This window comes from Streptomyces cinereoruber, assembly GCF_009299385.1.
Lineage (GTDB): Bacteria > Actinomycetota > Actinomycetes > Streptomycetales > Streptomycetaceae > Streptomyces > Streptomyces bikiniensis.
On sequence record NZ_CP023693.1, the window covers coordinates 2,011,807 to 2,030,887 of the forward strand.

Genomic DNA, 19,081 nt, shown 5'->3' on the forward strand with positions numbered 1-19,081 from the left:
CAGCGGAGAGCCTGTTCAGCTCTGGCCGCCGGCCAGCTTCTCGCGCAGGGCGGCAAGCGCCTCGTCCGACGCCAGGGCGCCGGAGTTGTCGTCCGACTCCGAGGAGTAGGAGCCACCCGACACGCCCGCCGGGGCACCGGCCGGAGCGGCGGCGCCACCCTCGGCAGCGGCGGCCTCGTCGGCCTCGCGGGACTTGATGACCTGGGCCTGGTGCTGCTCGAAGCGAGCCTGCGCCTCGGCGTACTGGGTCTCCCAGGCCTCGCGCTGAGCCTCGTAGCCCTCGAGCCAGTCGTTGGTCTCGGGGTCGAAGCCCTCGGGGTAGATGTAGTTGCCCTGGTCGTCGTAGGACGCGGCCATGCCGTACAGGGTCGGGTCGAACTCGACCGAGGCCGGGTCGGCACCGAAGGACTCGTTGGCCTGCTTCAGCGAGAGGCTGATGCGGCGGCGCTCGAGGTCGATGTCGATGACCTTGACGAAGATCTCGTCGTTGACCTGGACGACCTGCTCCGGGATCTCCACGTGGCGCTCGGCCAGCTCGGAGATGTGGACCAGGCCCTCGATGCCCTCGTCCACGCGGACGAACGCACCGAACGGAACCAGCTTGGTGACCTTACCCGGGACGACCTGACCGATCTGGTGGGTCCGGGCGAACTGCTGCCACGGGTCCTCCTGGGTCGCCTTCAGCGACAGGGAGACGCGCTCGCGGTCCATGTCCACGTCGAGAACCTCGACGGTGACCTCCTGGCCGACCTCGACGACCTCGGACGGGTGGTCGATGTGCTTCCAGGACAGCTCGGAGACGTGGACGAGGCCGTCGACGCCACCCAGGTCCACGAAGGCACCGAAGTTGACGATCGAGGAGACGACGCCGGAGCGGACCTGACCCTTCTGGAGGGTCGTGAGGAAGGTCTGGCGGACCTCGGACTGGGTCTGCTCCAGCCAGGCGCGGCGGGACAGGACCACGTTGTTGCGGTTCTTGTCCAGCTCGATGATCTTCGCCTCGAGCTCCTTGCCCACGTAGGGCTGGAGGTCGCGGACGCGGCGCATCTCGACCAGGGAGGCCGGGAGGAAGCCGCGGAGGCCGATGTCGAGGATGAGACCACCCTTGACGACCTCGATGACGGTACCGGTGACGATGCCGTCCTCTTCCTTGATCTTCTCGATGGTGCCCCAGGCGCGCTCGTACTGGGCGCGCTTCTTCGAGAGGATCAGGCGGCCTTCCTTGTCCTCCTTCTGGAGGACCAGGGCCTCGATCTCGTCGCCGACCTTGACGACCTCGTTCGGGTCGACGTCGTGCTTGATCGAGAGCTCGCGGCTCGGGATGACACCTTCGGTCTTGTAACCGATGTCGAGCAGGACCTCGTCCCGGTCGACCTTCACGATGACGCCGTCGACGATGTCGCCGTCGTTGAAGTACTTGATCGTCTCGTCGATCGCGGCGAGGAAGGCTTCCTCGTTACCGATGTCGTTGACCGCAACCTGCGGGGTGGTGGCGGTGGTCTCGGTGCTGCTCGTCATGTGGGAAAGGGCTCCGGTTACGGACAGAAAGTCGTAGGTACTGCTACGCCGTGAGCCCGTATCGCACCAAGAAGCCGGACAGCCAAAGAAACTCCCTGCCCGCGGAAGCGGGAGGAGCCTCGAAAACCGAGGGGACATACACCAGGTACGAGCGCGGCCTGCTCCGTCTGAGGCACGCAGACCCGCAGCGCAACCTTTAGCATACGGAAGCGGCCGGACAGGGTCAATGCGCGAAGCGCGCACCCGGGGCAGATCGGCTCAACTCCGGCACTACTCATGTCCTTCCACGCCGTGTCGGCGTGGTCCGCCGCACGGCGGTACTGAGCGCAAACTACATCGGCGGGCGAGATGAACCAAGAGTACGGACGCGAAGACGCGGTCGAGGGCGGGGACGACGGGGCGGAGGCGACCCGGCGTGACGCGGGGGACGCGGAGAGCAGCCGGGCGAGCCGCGGATGGTGGGACCGGAACGCCGACGAGTACCAGAGCGAGCACGGGCCCTTCCTGGGCGACGACCGGTTCGTGTGGGGTCCCGAAGGGCTGGACGAGGCCGAGGCGGGGCTGCTCGGTCCGGCCGCCTCGCTGAAGGGCCTCGACGTCCTGGAGATCGGCGCGGGCGCGGCGCAGTGCTCGCGGTGGCTGGCGGCGCGGGGGGCGCGTCCGGTGGCGCTCGACCTGTCGCACCGGCAGCTCCAGCACGCGCTGCGGATCGGCGGCGAGGTGCCGCTGGTGGAGGCCGACGCGGGGGCGCTGCCGTTCCGGGACGGCTCCTTCGACCTGGCCTGCTCGGCGTACGGGGCGGTGCCGTTCGTCGCCGATCCGGTACGGGTCTTCCGGGAGGTGCGCCGGGTGCTGCGGCCGGGCGGGCGCTGGGTGTTCTCGGTGACGCACCCGATCCGCTGGGCGTTCCCCGACGAGCCGGGCCCCGAAGGGCTCTCGGTCGCCGCCTCCTACTTCGACCGCACGCCGTACGTCGAGCAGGACGAGGAGGGGCGGGCGGTGTACGTGGAGCACCACCGGACGCTCGGGGACCGGGTGCGGGACGTGGTGGCCGGCGGGTTCCGGCTCGTGGACCTGGTCGAGCCGGAATGGCCGGCCTGGAACGGCCAGGAGTGGGGCGGCTGGTCCCCGCTGCGGGGGAACCTGATCCCGGGGACGGCGATCTTCGTGTGCGAGCGGGCGGAGTAGCCGCCTCTCCGCTCCCCCCGCCCCCATCCCTTCTCGCATCACCCCTCGCATTAGTCGTACTTACAGGTGGGCCCTGTGGACAACGGGGCCCGCCTTTTTTCTGCGCGTACGAGACTGAGTGCGTGATCCGAAACGAAGCGCTCGACCGTCTCCCCGTCCGCCATGCCGTCCCCGAGCTGCTCTCCGCGCTCGCGGAGTGCGGTACGGCGGTGCTGTCCGCTCCTCCCGGCACCGGCAAGACGACGCTGGTGCCGCTGGCTCTCGCGGGGCTCATAGGGGACGGTCCCGAGCGCCGGGTGCTGGTGGCCGAGCCGCGCCGGATGGCGGTGCGGGCGGCGGCCCGGCGGATGGCGTGGCTGCTCGGCGAGGAGGTCGGCGGCGCGGTCGGCTTCTCGGTGCGCGGCGAGCGGCGGGCCGGGCCGTCGACCCGGGTCGAGGTGGTGACCACGGGCGTCCTGCTCCAGCGGCTCCAGCGCGACCCGGAGGTGGCGGGGGTCGACGTGGTGCTGCTCGACGAGTGCCACGAGCGGCACCTGGACGCCGACACGGCGATGGCGTTCCTGGTGGACGTGCGGGCGGCCCTGCGGCCGGAGCTGAAGCTGATCGCGGCCTCGGCGACGAGCGACGCCGAGGCCTGGGCCCGGCTGCTGACCTCTGTGGACGGCGGCGGGCCCGCGCCGATCGTGCGGAGCGAGGGTGAGGGGCACGGGTACGAGGTGCGGTTCGCCGCGCCGCCCGCCGGGATCCGGCCCGCGCACGGCACCTGGGTGGATCCGGCGCTGCTGCGCCATGTGGCGGCGACGGTGCGGCTCGCCCTGGAGCGGCACGAGGGCGACGTGCTCTGCTTCCTTCCGGGTACGGGGGAGATCGCGCGGACGGCGGGGCTGCTGTCCGGGCTGGACGCCGAGGTGCTCCAGCTGCACGGGCGGGCTCCGGCGGAGGTGCAGGACGCGGTGCTGCGGGGCGTCGAGCCGGGTGGGCGGCGCCGGGTGGTGCTCTCGACGTCGGTGGCGGAGTCGAGCCTGACGGTTCCGGGGGTGCGGGTCGTGGTCGACTCGGGGCTCGCGCGGGAGCCCCGGACGGACCACGCCCGGGGGCTCGGGTCGCTGGCGACGGTGCCGGTGTCGGCGGCCGCGGCGACGCAGCGGGCCGGGCGCTCGGGGCGTGAGGCGCCCGGTGTGGTCTACCGCTGCTGGGCGGAGGCGGAGGACGGGAGCAGGGCACGCTTTCCGTCGCCCGAGATCAGGATCGCGGACCTGGCGGACTTCGCCCTGCGGGCCGCCTGCTGGGGCGACCCGACGGCCGGGGGGCTCGCGCTGCTCGACGCGCCGCCGGCCGGGGCGATGGAGGCGGCCCGTGCGGTCCTCGGGGCGATCGGGGCCGTGGACGCGGCGGGCCGGGCCACGGAGCGGGGGGTGCGGATGTCCCGGCTCGGGCTCCACCCGCGGCTGGGCCGCGCCCTGCTGGACGGTGCGCCGGAGGTGGGGGTCCGGCGGGCCGCCGAGGTGGTCGCGCTGCTCGGCGAGGAGCCGCCGCGCGAGTACGGGGACGACCTGGCGGAGGCCTGGCGGACGGCCCGTCGGGGCTCGGACGGGTACGGCGCGCGATGGAGGACGGAGGTGCGCCGTCTGGAGCGGGCGGTCGGTGGAGTGGCGGCCGGGAGGGACGGTGGTATCGGGGGCGCCGGGAGCGCCGATGCCCGGGGCGGGGGCGCCGTTGTGGCGGGCGGGGGGAGTGACGACGTCGTGGCCGGTCTGGTGACGGCGCTCGCTTTCCCGGAGCGGGTGGCCAGGGCCCGGGAGCAGGGCGGCTTCCTGATGGTGTCGGGGAGCGGGGCGCGGCTCGCCGAGGGCTCCGGGCTGCGGTCCGCTCCGTGGCTGGCCGTGGCGGTGGCGGACCGTACGGCGCGGGACGCCACGGCACGGGTGCGGCTCGCGGCGGTGGTGGACGAAGCCGTGGCGCGACGGGCGGCGGGACATCTGCGGTCCACCGGCGAGGAGGTCCGCTGGGAGGACGGGGACGTGGTCGCGCGCTCGGTGGACCGGCTGGGCGCGGTCGAGCTGACGGTCCGGCCACTGGGGACCGGGGCCGATCGCGCGCTGGTCCGGGAGGCGCTGCTCGACGGTCTGCGGCGCGAGGGGCTCGGGTTGCTGCGGTGGAGCCGGGAGGCCGGGGAGCTGCGCGAGCGGCTGGCGTTCCTGCACCGGGAGGTGGGCGAGCCGTGGCCGGACGTGTCGGAGGAGGCGCTGGTCGACCGGGCCGGGGAGTGGCTGGAGCCGGAGCTGTCCCGGGCCGGGCGCCGCGCCGATCTGGGGCGGATCGACGCCGGTGAGGCCCTGCGGCGGCTGCTGCCGTGGGCGTCGGGCGAGGCGGGCCGGCTGGACGAGCTGGCGCCGGAGCGGATCGAGGTGCCGAGCGGTTCGCGGATACGGGTGGAGTACGGGGGCGACCGGCCGGTGCTCGCGGTGAAGCTCCAGGAGATGTTCGGCCTGGCCGAGACGCCCCGGGTGGCGGGGGTTCCGGTGCTCGTCCACCTCCTCTCCCCCGCCGGGCGGCCGGCGGCGGTGACCGCCGACCTGGCGTCGTTCTGGCGGGACGGCTACCGCGCGGTGCGGGCGGAGCTGCGGGGGCGGTACCCGAAGCACCCGTGGCCGGAGGACCCGTCGGAGGCGGTGGCGACCCGGCACACCGCCGCGCGGCTCAGAAGGGAGCGGTGACGCCGGGCCCCGGACGGGCCCGCCGGGCACGGACGCGTTCGGTGGCGGAGCTCGGGGAAGACGGAGCGCCGCCCCCCTCGTCCGCTGCGGGCGGATCCAGTGTGGGCGGATCCGGTGCGGACGAAGAGGGCGGTGCGGGGAAGGGGTGTCGCGGCCGGTCAGGCCTTGGACACGGTGGCGGACGGAGAGGCCGTCGGTGCGGTGGCGGACGACGAGGGAGAGGAGGACGGGGAAGGGGAGGCCGACGGCGAGGGGGAGGCCTCGGGCGTACCGGGCTCGGAGGGCTCCGGAGTCGGATCCGGAGTCGAGTCGGACCCGGTGACCTTGAGCTCGACGAAGAGGGTGCCGCCGCCGGGCGCGGTCAGCTTCAGGAAGTACGTCTCCGCCTTGTCACCAGCGAGGAGGTCGCCCGCCTTGAGGGTGAGGGTGCCGTTCGTGGCGGTCGTGAAGGTGGCGGTGCGAGAGGCGTCCTTGAAGGTCGGGCCCTCGGTGGCCGGCTTCGGGTCCGTCTTCGAGGCGACGATCTCCGCGGTGACGAGCACGCCGGGAGCGAGGGCCCCCTTGTCGGTGGCCTTCACCTGGAGCTCCTGCGCGAAGGCGGTGCCGGTGGCGGCCGACAGCGGGTCCTCGCCGACGCGGACGAGGGTGTCCGCCTGCCGCTCGGTGACGGAGACGGCGAATTCGGCCGCGCCCAGGGTCCGGCCCACGACGGTGGCCCGGATCGTGAACGTTCCCGCCTTCTCGCCGGCCCGCAGCGCCGGGGAGGAGGCGATGCCGGACGAGGTGGTGGTGGCGGTGACCGCGCTCTTGCCCCCGGCGAACCGGGTGTCGGTGGCTCCGACGATCTCGAAGCGGACGTTCACCTTGGCGACCGGCTTGCCCGAGGCGTCGAGCGCCGCGGCGCGGGGGACCCCCGTGAAGTCGCTGTCGGTGATCGCGGTCAGCTGCCGGTTGCCCGCGACCGCGAGCGCCGCCACCTTGTCGGCCGGCGAGGTGACGGGCGGCTTCGGGACGGGGGTGGGCTCGGTCGGAACGGTCGGCGGCTTGGTCGTCCCGGGAGTGCCCGGCTTCGGGTCCTGGGAGCCCGGCTTCGGTGCGGGAGACGTCGGAGAGGGGGACACCGGCACGGACGGGGTCGGCGTGGTGGTGCCGGGGAGACCGCCCGGGCGGCGGTTGTCGCTGCGGTCGACCGGCAGCACGCCCGTGCCGTCCGGGACCTGGTGGGTGCCGCGCTTGTAGTACTCGAACCAGGACAGGACCGTGTTCAGGTACTCGGTCGAGCGGTTGTAGCTGAGGATCGCGCGGTCGAGGTCGGCCTTGAGCGCGAGGTTGCGGTCGTTGGCGCAGAGGTAGAGGCCGGCGGCCTGCGCCGCGTCGTAGATGTTGTTCGGGTCCTTCTTCCCGTCGCCGTTGGCGTCCTGGCCCCAGGTGGCCCAGGTGGACGGGATGAACTGCATCGGTCCGACGGCGCGGTCGTGGACCCTGTCGCCGTCGTAGGCGCCGTCGTCGGTGTCGGAGATGTTGGCGAAGCCGACGCCGTTGAGGGCGGGGCCGAGGATCGGCCTGAAGGTCGTGCCGTTGGCGTCGACCCGGCCGCCGCTCGCCTGCCCGGACTCGACCTTGCCGATGCCGGCGAGCAGTTGCCACGGCAGGTTGCAGCCGGGGGCGGTGGAGCGGACCGACTGCTCGGCCCGCTTGTAGGCGGAGAGGACGGTCGCGGGTATGCCGGCCTCGGCGGGCCCGGTGACCACCAGCGGCCCGGTGCCCGTGCCGGGCACGCCCGGCTGCTTGGGCGGCGTGTTCAGCGGCGGCAGCTCCGTGTAGTACGGCGAGTCACCGGTCGCGGATCCCTCGCCGGACGGCGGGGTGCCCTCCCCGGTCCCGACGGCGCGGTCACCGCCGGCGTTGTCCGTGGTCGGCTGGATCGCCTCCGGCGCCTGCGAGGCGGCGAGCGCGGCGACCGCCGCGGCCACCACCGCACCGCTGGTGGCTCCCCTGCGCAGCCGGCGGCCGATGTCCGGTGCCATATGCGTCGTCCCTCCCCGATCGACGGTCCCGCGCTCCCCGCGCGCGGCCTCCGGCGACCCTATGCCAACTCCGTACCGACGAGTACCGGCCCCTGACCGTGTTTCACGCTTTCGTCACCTCTTGGCCGCCTCCCGATCAAACCGGAACGGGAACCGACCCGGGTGCCGCGCGCCTCTTGCACTGCGTCGATCATGGTCCCCCCGGCCCGCGCCCGTGTCCGCGGGCCGCCGCGAGCCGCCGCCGTCCGAACCCCGGGAGCCTCTCTTGCCGTTCACGCTGAGCCATGCCGCCGCCGTGCTGCCCGGGCTGCGCCGGGACGGAACCGCGCGCGGGCCGCTGGTCGCGTCCGCCCTCGTCGCGGGTTCCTTCGCGCCCGACATGACCTATTTCGCCGCCACGGCCCTCCCCGGCGCGATGGCCTTCGGCGACGTCACCCACTCCCCCGTCGGGATCGTCACGGCCGACGTCCTGATCACGGGCGCGCTCGTCGTCCTGTGGCTGACCGTGCGCGAGCCGCTGGCGGCGCTGCTGCCCGCCCGGTGGCGGGGCAGGGTGTACGGGCTCGTTGCGGGCCGCCGGGAGGAGCGGCACCCGGCGGCGTTCGCCGGGTGGTTCTTCCTCTCGGCGGTGCTCGGCGCCGCGACCCACGTGGTGTGGGACTCGTTCACCCACCTCGACCGCTGGGGCACCCGCGCGTTCCCGTTCCTCGGCGAGATCGTGGCCGGTTTCCCGTTCTACCTCTACGTGCAGTACGGGAGTTCGGCGCTGGCCCTGGCGCTGCTCTGCTGGTTCGTGCTCCGGGCGCTGCGCGCCACCGCGCCCGGGGCGGAACTGCCCGCCTCCGTGACGGTCCCGGGGCGGCGCGGGCGGCTCGTCGCGGCCGGTCTCATCGGCGGCTGCGTCCTCGCCGGAGTCGTCCACCGGGTGCTGCGCTGGGCCGCGTACTGGGGCTGGGACCGGATCGAGACGCCCCTGGACATCATTCCGACGGCGTGTTTCGGGGCCGGCGCCGGGCTCGCCGCCGGGCTCGTGCTGTACGGGGCGGGGGTGCGGTTCCTCGGTGGGTCGTCCGCTCGGCGGGCGGGGCGTCCGGCCGGGACCCCTCCGACCCCGGAGCGGGAGGAGCGGGAGGAGCAGAAGCGCCAGGAGCACCAGGAGAACCGGCCGGAGCGCTCCCGTCCGTGACCTCGCCGACGTTCTCCGCCGGGGTGAAGCCGCGGGCCGCCGCGCCGCCGGAGAGCCTGCGGTGCACTGCCATGGCGACCCCCTCCAGGGTGCGGATGCCGTACCGCATGGTGGGGTTGCCGTGGCTCAGGAGGGCGAGCCGGTAGTCGGTCGCGGACGCGCCGCCCGCGCCCGCCGGACCGCCCCTCCCCTTGCCCACCGCCCCGCCGTCCTTCCCCTTGCCGGCGGCCGGGCGCACCACGCCGACGCTGTGGACGCGCCAGGCGTGGGTGGCGCGGGGCAGCCAGCCGTTCTTGAGGTGGACCTCGACCGTGCGGGGCGCGCCCGCGGTGACGCCCCACGCCTGGTCGCGGACGACCCGGCCCATCAGGGACAGCGCCTCGGCGCGGCGGGACACCGCGGCGAGGAGGGCCAGTTGGTCGCGGGCGGTGGTGCGGGTGAGGCCCCAGTAGCCGCCGTGGCCGGGGACGGTGTCCCGGGCCCCGACGTCGCGCAGCACCCTGTCGAGGCGGGCGCGGGAGAGCCCCTTCCACAGCTCGCCGGCCGCCTTGTTGTCGGAGCGGGTGATCATCGCCCTCATCCGCTGCGACTCCGTGCGGGTGGGCGCGCGTCCGAGCTCCGCGGCCCGTCCGAGGACGGCCTCCAGGATGAGGACCTTGGCGAGGCTGGCGGAGTCGTACACCAGGGTGTCGTCCACGCGGCAGCGCAGTCCGCGCCCGGGGTCGTGCAGGGCGACGGAAACTGTGCCGTCGCGGCCTCTGAGGGCCGTCGTGATGTCCTGGGACAGCCGGGCGGCGAGGGCAGGTTCGCGGGACGAGGTGCAGGGTGCGGGCGCCCGGTGCGCCTCCGCGGGCCAGGCGGTGCCCGACGCCCCGAGCAGGGCTCCGAGCAGGGCCCAGGCACGGAGGCGGGCGCGACGGCTCGTGATCATGATGCTCAGTTTCATGAGCCCGGCCGCCGGAACGCCCTCCGGAGTGGTCCATCCGGCGCAAACGGCCCGCCCCGGGGCCCGTACGACCACTCCCCGGCCCTCGTAAAACCGCCTCACCGGCCCCGTACGGCCGAACGCCCCCGGCCCCGTACGACAGTGGTACGGACCGGGGGCGGGCGGTGGCGGTGGGGGTCAGTGCGCGGCGGAGTCCCAGTCGCGGCCGACGCCGACGGAGACGTCGAGCGGGGCCCGCAGGTGGGCCGCGCCGGACATCTGCTCGCGGACCAGGGCCTCGACCTGCTCGCGCTCGCCGGGGGCGAGTTCGAGCACGATTTCGTCGTGGACCTGGAGGAGCATCCGGGAGGCGAGGCCCGCCTCCGTGAGCGCCCGGTCGACGTTCAGCATGGCGACCTTCACGATGTCGGCGGCCGTGCCCTGGATGGGGGCGTTGAGCGCCATCCGCTCGGCGGCCTCGCGGCGCTGCCGGTTGTCGCTGTTGAGGTCGGGCAGGTAGCGGCGGCGGCCGAGCATCGTCTCGGTGTAGCCGGTGGCGCGGGCCTCGTCGACGATCCGGCGCAGGTAGTCCCGGACGCCGCCGAAGCGCTCGAAGTAGGTCTCCATCAGGATCCGGGCCTCGGCCGGGTCGATGGTGAGCTGCTGGGCGAGGCCGAAGGCGGAGAGGCCGTAGGCCAGGCCGTACGACATGGCCTTGATCTTGCGGCGCATCTCGGCGTCGACGGCGGACCGCTCGACGCCGAAGACCTGGGAGGCGACGGTGGTGTGCAGGTCCTCGCCGGAGGTGAAGGCCTCCAGGAGGCCCTCGTCCTCGGAGAGGTGGGCCATGACCCGCAGCTCGATCTGGCTGTAGTCGGCGGTCATCAGGGCCTCGAAGCCCTCGCCGACGACGAAGCCGTGCCGGATGGCCCGGCCCTCGTCGGTGCGCACCGGCACGTTCTGCAGGTTCGGGTCGGTGGAGGAGAGGCGGCCGGTGGCGGCGACGGTCTGGCTGAAGGTGGTGTGGATCCGGCCGTCGGCGGCGATCGTCTTGACCAGGCCCTCGACGGTGGAGCGGAGCCGGGCCTGCTCGCGGTGGCGGAGCATGATCACGGGCAGTTCGTGCTCGGTCTGGCCGGCCAGCCAGGCGAGCGCGTCGGCGTCGGTCGTGTACCCGGTCTTGGTCTTCTTGGTCTTCGGGAGGTTCAGCTCGCCGAAGAAGACCTCCTGGAGCTGCTTGGGCGAGCCGAGGTTGAACTCGTGGCCGACGGAGGCGTGCGCCTCCTTCACGGCCTGCTGGACGGCGCCGGCGAACTGCTGCTCCATGGCCTCCAGGTGCTCGCGGTCGGCGGCGATGCCGTGCCGCTCCAGGCGGGCGAGGAGGGCGGAGGTGGGCAGCTCGACCTCGTGGAGGAGCTCGCGGGCCCCGACCTCGCCGAGCCGCTCCTCGAAGGCCCCGCCGAGGTCGAGGACGGCGCGGGCCTGGGCCATGAGGGCCTCGGCCTCGGCGGTGTCGTCGGCGCCGAAGGCGAGCTGCCCGTCGGAGGCGGCCGCGGGGGCCAGCTCGCGGCCGAGGTACTCGATCGAGAGCGCGTCCAGGGCGAAGGAGCGGCGGCCGGGCTTGACCAGGTAGGCGGCGAGGGCGGTGTCCATGGTGACGCCCGCGACGCTCCAGCCGTGCTCGGGGAAGACCCGCATGGCGCCCTTGGCGTTGTGCATGACCTTGGGGCGGTCGGGGTCGGAGATCCACGCGGCCCAGGCCCGCTCGTCGGCCTCGTCGAGCTCGCTGGGGTCGAACCAGGCGGCGGCTCCCCCGGCGGCGGCGAGGGCGACCTCGCTGACGTTTCCGGTGCCGAGCGCCCAGCTGTCGACGGTGGCGACGCCCAGGGGCTCGGTGCCGTGCTCGGCGAGCCAGGGGGCGAGCTCGCCGGCGGAGAGGACGGAGCCGTCGAGCTCGACGCCCGCGGCGGGCGGCGGGGCGGCCTCCTCGGCGGAGCCCGGGTCGACGGCGAGGAGCCGCTCGCGCAGGGAGGGGTTGCGGATCTCCAGGGTGTCGAGGACGAGGGCGACGGCCGTCCGGTCGTACGGCTCGCGGGCCAGGTCGGCCACCGTCTTCGACAGCTCGACGTCCCGGACCATCTCGGTCAGGCGCCGGTTGAGCTTCACCGACTCCAGGTGGTCGCGGAAGTTCTGCCCGACCTTGCCCTTGACCTCCTCGGCCCGCTCGACGAGCTGGTCGAAGGAGCCGAACTGGGTGATCCACTTGGCGGCGGTCTTCTCGCCGACCCCGGGGATGCCGGGCAGGTTGTCCGACGGGTCGCCGCGCAGGGCCGCGAAGTCGGGGTACTGCGAGGGGCTCAGACCGTACTTCTCCTGGATCTTCTCCGGGGTGAAACGGGTCAGCTCGGAGACGCCCTTGGTGGGGTAGAGCACGGTGACGTGGTCGGTGACGAGCTGGAAGGAGTCCCGGTCGCCGGTGACGATCAGGACGTCGAAGCCCTCGGCCTCGGCCTGCGTGGCGAGGGTCGCGATGACGTCGTCCGCCTCGAAGCCGTCCACGGCGAAGCGCTGCGCGCGCATCGCGTCGAGCAGCTCGCCGATCAGCTCGACCTGCCCCTTGAACTCGTCGGGCGTCTTCGAGCGGTTCGCCTTGTACTCCGGGAACTCCTCGGACCGCCAGGTCTTGCGGGACACGTCGAACGCCACCGCGAAGTGCGTGGGCGTCTCGTCGCGCAGCGTGTTCGCCAGCATCGAGGCGAACCCGTAGATCGCGTTCGTCGGCTGCCCGGTCGCGGTGGTGAAGTTCTCCGCGGGCAGCGCGAAGAACGCCCGGTACGCGAGCGAGTGCCCGTCCATCAGGAGCAGGCGGGGGCGGGTGTCTGGGGTGTTCTTCGATGCTGTCTCGGCCACGGGACGATCCTGCCACGGCCCACCGACAATCCCCTCCCCACCGGCCGGGGTGCCGGACTGTCGGTGGCGCGTGACAGGATCGGAGACGTACGCCGCAGGACGACCGCTCAAGGGAGAGCGCGATGGTCAGCAAGCCGCCGGCCGGTGACCCGGTCCAGGACGCACCGCAGGTCACGCCGCCGCAGCACGCCGCCGCCGGGCTGCCCGCCGTCGGACACACCCTGCGGATCGCCCGCGAGCAGATGGGGTCCCTGCGCACCGCGCGGACCCTCCTGAAGGTCAACCAGAAGGACGGCTTCGACTGTCCGGGCTGCGCCTGGCCCGAGGAGGACAAGCGGCACGTCGCGGAGTTCTGCGAGAACGGCGCGAAGGCCGTCGCCGAGGAGGCGACGCTGCGCCGGGTCACCCCGGAGTTCTTCGCCGCGCACCCGGTCGCGGACCTCGCGGAGCGCAGCGGGTACTGGCTGGGCCAGCAGGGCCGCATCACGCAGCCGATGTTCCTCCCCGAGGGCGGCGACCGGTACGAGCCGGTGACCTGGGAGCGGGCCTTCGGGATCCTCGCCGAGGAGCTGCGGGCCCTGGACTCCCCCGACGAGGCGCTCTTCTACACCTCGGGGCGCACCAGCAACGAGGCGGCGTTCCTGCTCCAGCTCTTCGCCCGCGAGTTCGGCACCAACAACCTGCCGGACTGCTCCAACATGTGTCACGAGTCCTCGGGATCGGCCCTGACGGAGACCATCGGCGTCGGCAAGGGCAGCGTCTCCCTGGAGGACCTGCACCGGGCGGACCTGATCGTCGTGGCCGGGCAGAACCCGGGCACGAACCATCCCCGGATGCTGTCTGCCCTGGAGAAGGCGAAGGCCGCGGGCGCCCGGATCATCTCGGTGAACCCGCTGCCGGAGGCCGGCCTGGAGCGGTTCAAGAACCCGCAGACCCCCCTCGGCATGGTCAGGGGCGCCGCGCTCACCGACCTCTTCCTCCAGATCCGGATCGGCGGCGACCAGGCCCTCTTCCGCCTCCTCAACAAGCTGGTCCTGGAGACCCCCGGCGCCGTGGACGAGGAGTTCGTACGCGAACACACCCACGGGTACGAGGAGTTCGCGGCGGCCGCCGGGGAGGCCGACTGGGACGAGACCCTGGCGGCGACCGGTCTGGAGCGCTCCGAGATCGAGCGGGCCCTGGAGATGGTCCTCGCCTCGGAGCGGACCATCGTCTGCTGGGCGATGGGCCTCACCCAGCACAAGCACTCCGTGCCGACCATCCGCGAGGTGGTCAACCTGCTGCTCCTGCGCGGGAACATCGGGCGGCCGGGCGCGGGCGTCTGCCCGGTGCGCGGCCACTCGAACGTGCAGGGCGACCGGACCATGGGCATCTTCGAGCGTCCCGCGCCCGCGTTCCTCGACGCCCTGGACAAGGAGTTCGGGATCGTCTCGCCGCGCCACCACGGCTTCGACGTGGTCCGCTCGATCCAGGCGCTGCGCGACGGCGAGGCGAAGGTGTTCTTCGCGATGGGCGGCAACTTCGTGGGGGCGACGCCCGACACGGAGGTCACCGAGGCGGCGATGCGCCGGGCCCGGCTGACCGTCCACGTCTCGACCAAGCTGAACCGCTCGCACGCGGTGACGGGCACGCGCGCGCTGATCCTGCCCACCCTCGGCCGCACCGACAAGGACGTCCGGAAGGCCGGGCGGCAGTTCGTGACGGTCGAGGACTCGATGGGCCTGGTGCACGCCTCCCGGGGCAACCTGCCCCCGGCGAGCCCGCACCTGCTGTCCGAGCCGGCGATCGTGGCCCGGATGGCCCGCGCCGTCCTCGGGGAGGCGTCGGCCACGCCCTGGGAGGAGTTCGAGGCCGACTACGCCCGGATCCGGGACCGCATCGCCCGTGTGGTGCCCGGCTTCGAGGACTTCAACGCCCGGCTCGCGGCGGACCCGGGCGGCTTCGCGCTGCCGCACGCCCCGCGCGACGAGCGCCGCTTCCCCACCAAGACCGGCAAGGCCAACTTCACGGCCGCGCCCGTCGAGTACCCGAGGGTGCCGGAGGGCCGGCTGCTCCTCCAGACGCTGCGCTCGCACGACCAGTACAACACCACGATCTACGGTCTGGACGACCGCTACCGGGGCATCAAGGGGGGCCGCCGGGTCGTCCTGGTGCACCCGGAGGACGCGGCGGCCCTCGGTCTGGCCGACGGGGCGTACGCGGACCTGGTGAGCGAGTGGACGGACGGCGTCGAGCGGCGGGCGCCCGGCTTCCGGGTGGTGCACTACCCGACGGCCCGGGGGTGCGCGGCGGCCTACTACCCGGAGACGAACGTCCTGGTGCCGCTGGAGTCGACGGCGGACGTCAGCAACACCCCCGCGAGCAAGTCCGTGATCGTCCGTCTGGAACAATCCCCTTCCACCTGAGCAAACGCTTAGTACGCTCGGGCGGAAGCAACGCGATCGGTGCGATCGGCGCGGTCCCCGCGATCGGCGGGACCGCTCCGGTCGGAGCCGTACGAAGACGAACGGAGCCGGGTCATGGGTGAGCAGCAGCACGTGAAGTTCCCGCAGGAGGTCATCGACGAGTACGCGGCGCTCGGCGTCGACCTCCCGGCCCTCTTCTCGGCGGGGCACCTCGGCAACCGGATGGGCGTGCAGATCCTGGAGGCCTCGGCCGAGCGGGTCGTCGGCACCATGCCGGTGGAGGGCAACACGCAGCCGTACGGACTGCTGCACGGCGGGGCGTCGGCGGTCCTCGCCGAGACGCTGGGCTCCGTCGGTTCGATGCTGCACGGCGGGGTCTCCCGCATCGCGGTCGGCGTCGACCTCAACTGCACCCACCACCGGGGGGTCCGCAGCGGCCTGGTGACCGGCGTGGCGACCCCGGTGCACCGCGGCCGGTCCACCGCCACGTACGAGATCGTGATCACCGACGAGCAGGACCGGCGGGTCTGCTCGGCGCGGCTGACCTGCATGCTGCGCGAGGTCTCCGCGAAGGACGCGGGCGACCTGCCCGCGGCGGGCCGGTCCAACGGCTCCTGAGGCCGAGCGGTCCCCGGAGGCAGAGCGGAGCGGTCGGCGCGAACGGTACGAACCGCACGAAGGGTACGAGCGGCGGGGGCGGTGCGGGAGAGCACCGCCCCGCCGGCGTCTTCCCGGCCCCCTCCCACCGCCTGCCACCTTTCCCCAACTCCCTTTTCGCCATGGGCTCTTGTCCGGCGCGACAGGAAGGACTTCACTGGCGGGGCTCCCCCGGGAGACATCCGCTCCGTCCGCCCGCCGAGGGGACCCCATGGCCGTCCCACACACCACTTCCGCCCCGACTCGCCCCGTAATCACCGCAGTCGCGGGCGACACGCCCCGTCACACCGCCGACGTCGCATATCGGCCGCACCCCGCCGGCGTCCGCCGCCTCCCGAAGCGGCGGGTCCGACTCCCGTGACGGGAGGGCGACTTCGCCTCGTCGGGGCCGCGCTCGCCGCGGTCCTGGCCGGCTGCGCGCCGGCCCCGACGGGCGGCCACGACGCGCCGACGGAGTCCGCGTCCCCCGTCAGGACCCCCGAGGACATTTGCGCGGACCTCGTGTCGTACTGGGTGAAGGAGGCCCTGAAGGGCAGCTCGTGGGCGGGGCTGGACTGGGAGCAGAAGGGCCTCTCCAACGAGCAGTACGAAATCCACGACGAGGTGCTCGCGGCGGCCCTGGCGGAGGAGCGGCGGGCGGGACGCGGGGCGGCCTCGGCCTTCGCCGACCGGGAGGCGCGGCGCCGCTGCGAGGAGGCGAGGGGCGCGACGGGGAGCTCGGAGAACTGGCGGTCGTGAACGGGCCGCCCTCCCGGGCGCGTCGAACAGAACGATCTCGGCCAGCAGCCCCGTGACGCTCCGTGACGATCGCGCGGTGTTCCGGCGGAGGCGTCCGCGCGGCTCCTCCGTCCGCTCACCAAAAGGGCCGTGTCCGATATCCGGAGAGTCCCCCGAGGGGGCCGTCAGGAGCATGATCCGTTCAAGCCCCTTAGCGGAACTGGGCGTTCTCACTATGTGAACACCGCGCTACGAGCCGCTATCGCCCGCTTTGCCCACCCGATGCACACGGCATCCGCCCGTCGGCATAACAAGACAGTCACATCATGACCCCGGCGCTCCCCGACCCTCCCCACCTGCGCTTAGAGTCACGGCCAGTCACCGCGCCGCCGGGCGCTTCCACTGCACGGCCCCGTTCGATCCAGTACGGCCCGGCATCGAAAACGGCACCTCTAGCTACACAGCTTCACGGCACCGCCTCAGCTCGAGGGGGCCGCGCCAGGGAAAGGATTCTTCGTGCGACACCGTTCACTCCTCATCCTCACCAGTGTGCTCACCACCGGAGCGCTCACCCTCACCGCCTGCGGTTCGCGCGACGACAAGGGCAGCTCCGGCGACGGAAACGGTGGCGGTAGCACCACGACCGTCGTCATCGGCGTCGACGCCCCCCTGACCGGCTCGCTCTCCGCCCTCGGCCAGGGCATCAAGAACTCCGTGGACCTCGCGGTCAAGACCGCGAACAAGAACAACGAGGTTCCCGGCGTCACCTTCAAGATCGAGGCCCTGGACGACCAGGCCGTCCCCGCCTCCGGCCAGGCCAACGCCACCAAACTGGTCGGCAACAAGGACGTCCTCGGCGTCGTCGGCCCCCTGAACTCCGGCGTCTCCCAGCAGATGCAGGGCGTCTTCGCCGCCGCCAAGCTGGCCCAGGTCTCCCCCGCCAACACCAACCCGGCGCTCAGCCAGGGCGACAACTGGGGCAAGGGCGAGTACAAGCGCCCCTTCGCCACCTACTTCCGCACCGCCGCCACCGACGTGGTCCAGGGCAAGTTCGCCGCCCAGTACCTCTTCAAGGACGCCGGCAAGAAGAAGGTCTACGTCGTCGACGACAAGCAGACCTACGGCGCCGGCCTCGCCGCGATCTTCAGCGACGAGTTCAAGCGCCTCGGCGGCCAGGTCGTCGGCACCGACCACGTCACCGTCAAGGAGACCGACTTCTCGGCCACCGCCGACAAGGTCAAGTCCTCCGGCGCCGACTCCGTCTACTTCGGCGGCCAGTACCCCGAGGGCGGCCTGCTCTCCGACCAGATCAAGAAGACCGGCGCCAAGATCCCCGTCATGGGCGGCGACGGCATCTACGACCCCGCCTTCATCAGCGCCTCCGCCGAGGCCAACGACGGCGACCTCGCCACCTCCATCGGCTACCCCGTCGAGAAGCTCGACACCGCCAAGAAGTTCATCGCGGACTACAACGCCGGTGGCTACAAGGACCCGTACGCGGCCTACGGCGGCTACTCCTACGACGCCGGCTGGGCCATCATCCAGGCCGTCAAGGCCGTCGTCGCCGCCAACAGCGGCAAGCTCCCCTCCGACGCCCGCGCCAAGGTCACCGAGGCCCTGGGCAAGGTCTCCTTCGACGGCGTGACCGGCAAGGTCTCCTTCGACGAGTTCGGCGACACCACCAACAAGCAGCTCACGGTCTACAAGGTCGAGGGCGGCAAGTGGATCGACGTCAAGAGCGACACCTTCAACCAGTAGTCCCGCAGTCCGGTAACCCCTGAGGTCACCGCCCGGCCCCGGCCGGAACCCCGTACCACCTGACCCAAGCCGCGCGAGGGCGCAAACAGCGCCCTCGCGCGGAGTCTTATCCGACAAGCTCATCGGAGGCCTGCGGTGCACGAACTGCCGCAACAGCTGGCCAACGGCCTGGCCCTCGGTGCCCTCTATGGCCTCATCGCCATCGGGTACACCATGGTCTACGGCATCGTCCAGCTCATCAACTTCGCCCACGGCGAGATCTTCATGATCGGGGGCTTCGGAGCCCTCACCACCTACACCGCTCTCCCGAGCGGCACGTCCCTGCTGGTGGCGATACCGCTCATGATCGTCGGTGGCGCGATAGCCTCCGTGGCCGTCGCCACCGCCGCCGAGCGCTTCGCCTACCGCCCCCTGCGCGGCGCTCCCCGACTCGCACCCCTCATCACCGCGATCGGCCTGTCCATCGCCCTCCAGCAGATCGTCTGGCAGTTCTACCCGGACGCCAAGAAGGCCGTCAGCTTCCCCGAATTCAAGGGCGAAGCCTTCCAGATCGCCGGAAACCTCTCGATCCAGCGCGCCGACGCCTTCGTCCTCGCCCTCGCACCCCTGTGCATGCTCGCCCTCGGCGTCTTCGTCTCCAAGAGCCGCAGCGGCCGCGCCATGCAGGCCACCGCACAGGACCCCGACACCGCCAAGCTGATGGGCATCAACACCGACCGCATCATCGTCATGGCCTTCGCCATCGGTGCCGCGTTCGCCGCCGTCGCCGCCGTCGCCTACGGCGTCGACAAGGGCCAGATCAACTTCGAGATGGGCTTCATCCTCGGCCTCAAGGCCTTCACCGCGGCCGTCCTCGGCGGCATCGGCAACATCTACGGCGCCATGGTCGGCGGCGTCGTCCTCGGCATCGCCGAGTCCCTCTCGATCGCCTACATCGAGGACGTCCCCGGCATGCAGCAGCTCGGCGGCGGCGCCTGGGCCAACGTGTGGGCCTTCGTCCTCCTCATCCTCGTACTCCTCGTGCGGCCCCAGGGCCTGCTCGGCGAACGCGTCGCGGACAGGGCGTGAGCACC

General features: G+C 72.7%; 11 protein-coding genes and 1 pseudogene. 8 read left to right on the forward strand and 4 right to left on the reverse strand.

Features of this window, described 5'->3' with window-relative positions; all coding sequences use genetic code 11:
- Positions 1-15 precede the first annotated feature (15 nt).
- Positions 16-1,518, reverse strand: coding sequence for a 30S ribosomal protein S1 (rpsA, locus tag CP977_RS08895; RefSeq protein WP_030205288.1), 1,503 nt, complete (start codon positions 1,516-1,518; stop codon positions 16-18).
- Between the two features lie 348 nt (positions 1,519-1,866).
- On the opposite strand from rpsA, the gene CP977_RS08900 reads away from it, so the two are divergent.
- Together CP977_RS08900 and hrpB are read left to right on the forward strand one after the other, a co-directional pair.
- Complete coding sequence (locus CP977_RS08900; RefSeq protein WP_062756586.1) at positions 1,867-2,706, forward strand: class I SAM-dependent methyltransferase; 840 nt, start codon at positions 1,867-1,869, stop codon at positions 2,704-2,706.
- A 122-nt stretch (positions 2,707-2,828) separates the two neighbouring features.
- Positions 2,829-5,423 (forward strand): ATP-dependent helicase HrpB, encoded by a 2,595-nt coding sequence (gene hrpB, locus CP977_RS08905; protein ID WP_152369875.1) that lies wholly within the window; start codon positions 2,829-2,831, stop codon positions 5,421-5,423.
- A 158-nt stretch (positions 5,424-5,581) separates the two neighbouring features.
- Here the strand turns inward: hrpB and CP977_RS08910 are convergent, their stop codons facing one another.
- On the reverse strand, positions 5,582-7,450 hold the full coding sequence (locus CP977_RS08910; protein WP_062756584.1) for a lytic transglycosylase domain-containing protein: 1,869 nt from the start codon (positions 7,448-7,450) through the stop codon (positions 5,582-5,584).
- Positions 7,451-7,715: 265 nt separating this feature from the next.
- On the opposite strand from CP977_RS08910, the gene CP977_RS08915 reads away from it, so the two are divergent.
- A complete protein-coding gene (locus CP977_RS08915; RefSeq protein WP_152369876.1) occupies positions 7,716-8,636 on the forward strand; it encodes a DUF4184 family protein in 921 nt (306 codons plus the stop codon).
- Between the two features lie 232 nt (positions 8,637-8,868).
- Here CP977_RS08915 and CP977_RS35330 read toward each other — a convergent pair.
- Positions 8,869-9,582: pseudogene (locus tag CP977_RS35330) on the reverse strand (serine hydrolase); the annotation flags it as partial.
- Between the two features lie 177 nt (positions 9,583-9,759).
- Entirely contained in the window at positions 9,760-12,471 is a 2,712-nt protein-coding gene (gene polA / locus CP977_RS08925; RefSeq protein ID WP_152369877.1) for a DNA polymerase I, read from the reverse strand.
- Between the two features lie 122 nt (positions 12,472-12,593).
- Here polA and CP977_RS08930 point away from each other — a divergent pair, with 122 nt between their 5' ends.
- From CP977_RS08930 to CP977_RS08950, 5 genes are all read left to right on the forward strand, one after another.
- Positions 12,594-14,876, forward strand: a complete 2,283-nt coding sequence (locus CP977_RS08930) for an FdhF/YdeP family oxidoreductase (protein WP_152369878.1) — start codon at positions 12,594-12,596, stop codon at positions 14,874-14,876.
- A gap of 114 nt (positions 14,877-14,990) precedes the next feature.
- A complete protein-coding gene (locus CP977_RS08935; RefSeq protein ID WP_062756581.1) occupies positions 14,991-15,494 on the forward strand; it encodes a PaaI family thioesterase in 504 nt (167 codons plus the stop codon).
- 396 nt (positions 15,495-15,890) lie between these two features.
- The gene (locus tag CP977_RS08940) at positions 15,891-16,271 is read left to right on the forward strand and encodes a hypothetical protein (protein ID WP_152369879.1); all 381 of its coding nucleotides are present in this window, start codon (positions 15,891-15,893) and stop codon (positions 16,269-16,271) included.
- 495 nt (positions 16,272-16,766) lie between these two features.
- On the forward strand, positions 16,767-18,008 hold the full coding sequence (locus tag CP977_RS08945; protein WP_062756579.1) for a branched-chain amino acid ABC transporter substrate-binding protein: 1,242 nt from the start codon (positions 16,767-16,769) through the stop codon (positions 18,006-18,008).
- 135 nt (positions 18,009-18,143) lie between these two features.
- On the forward strand, positions 18,144-19,076 hold the full coding sequence (locus CP977_RS08950) for a branched-chain amino acid ABC transporter permease (RefSeq protein WP_062756578.1): 933 nt from the start codon (positions 18,144-18,146) through the stop codon (positions 19,074-19,076).
- Positions 19,077-19,081 lie beyond the last annotated feature (5 nt).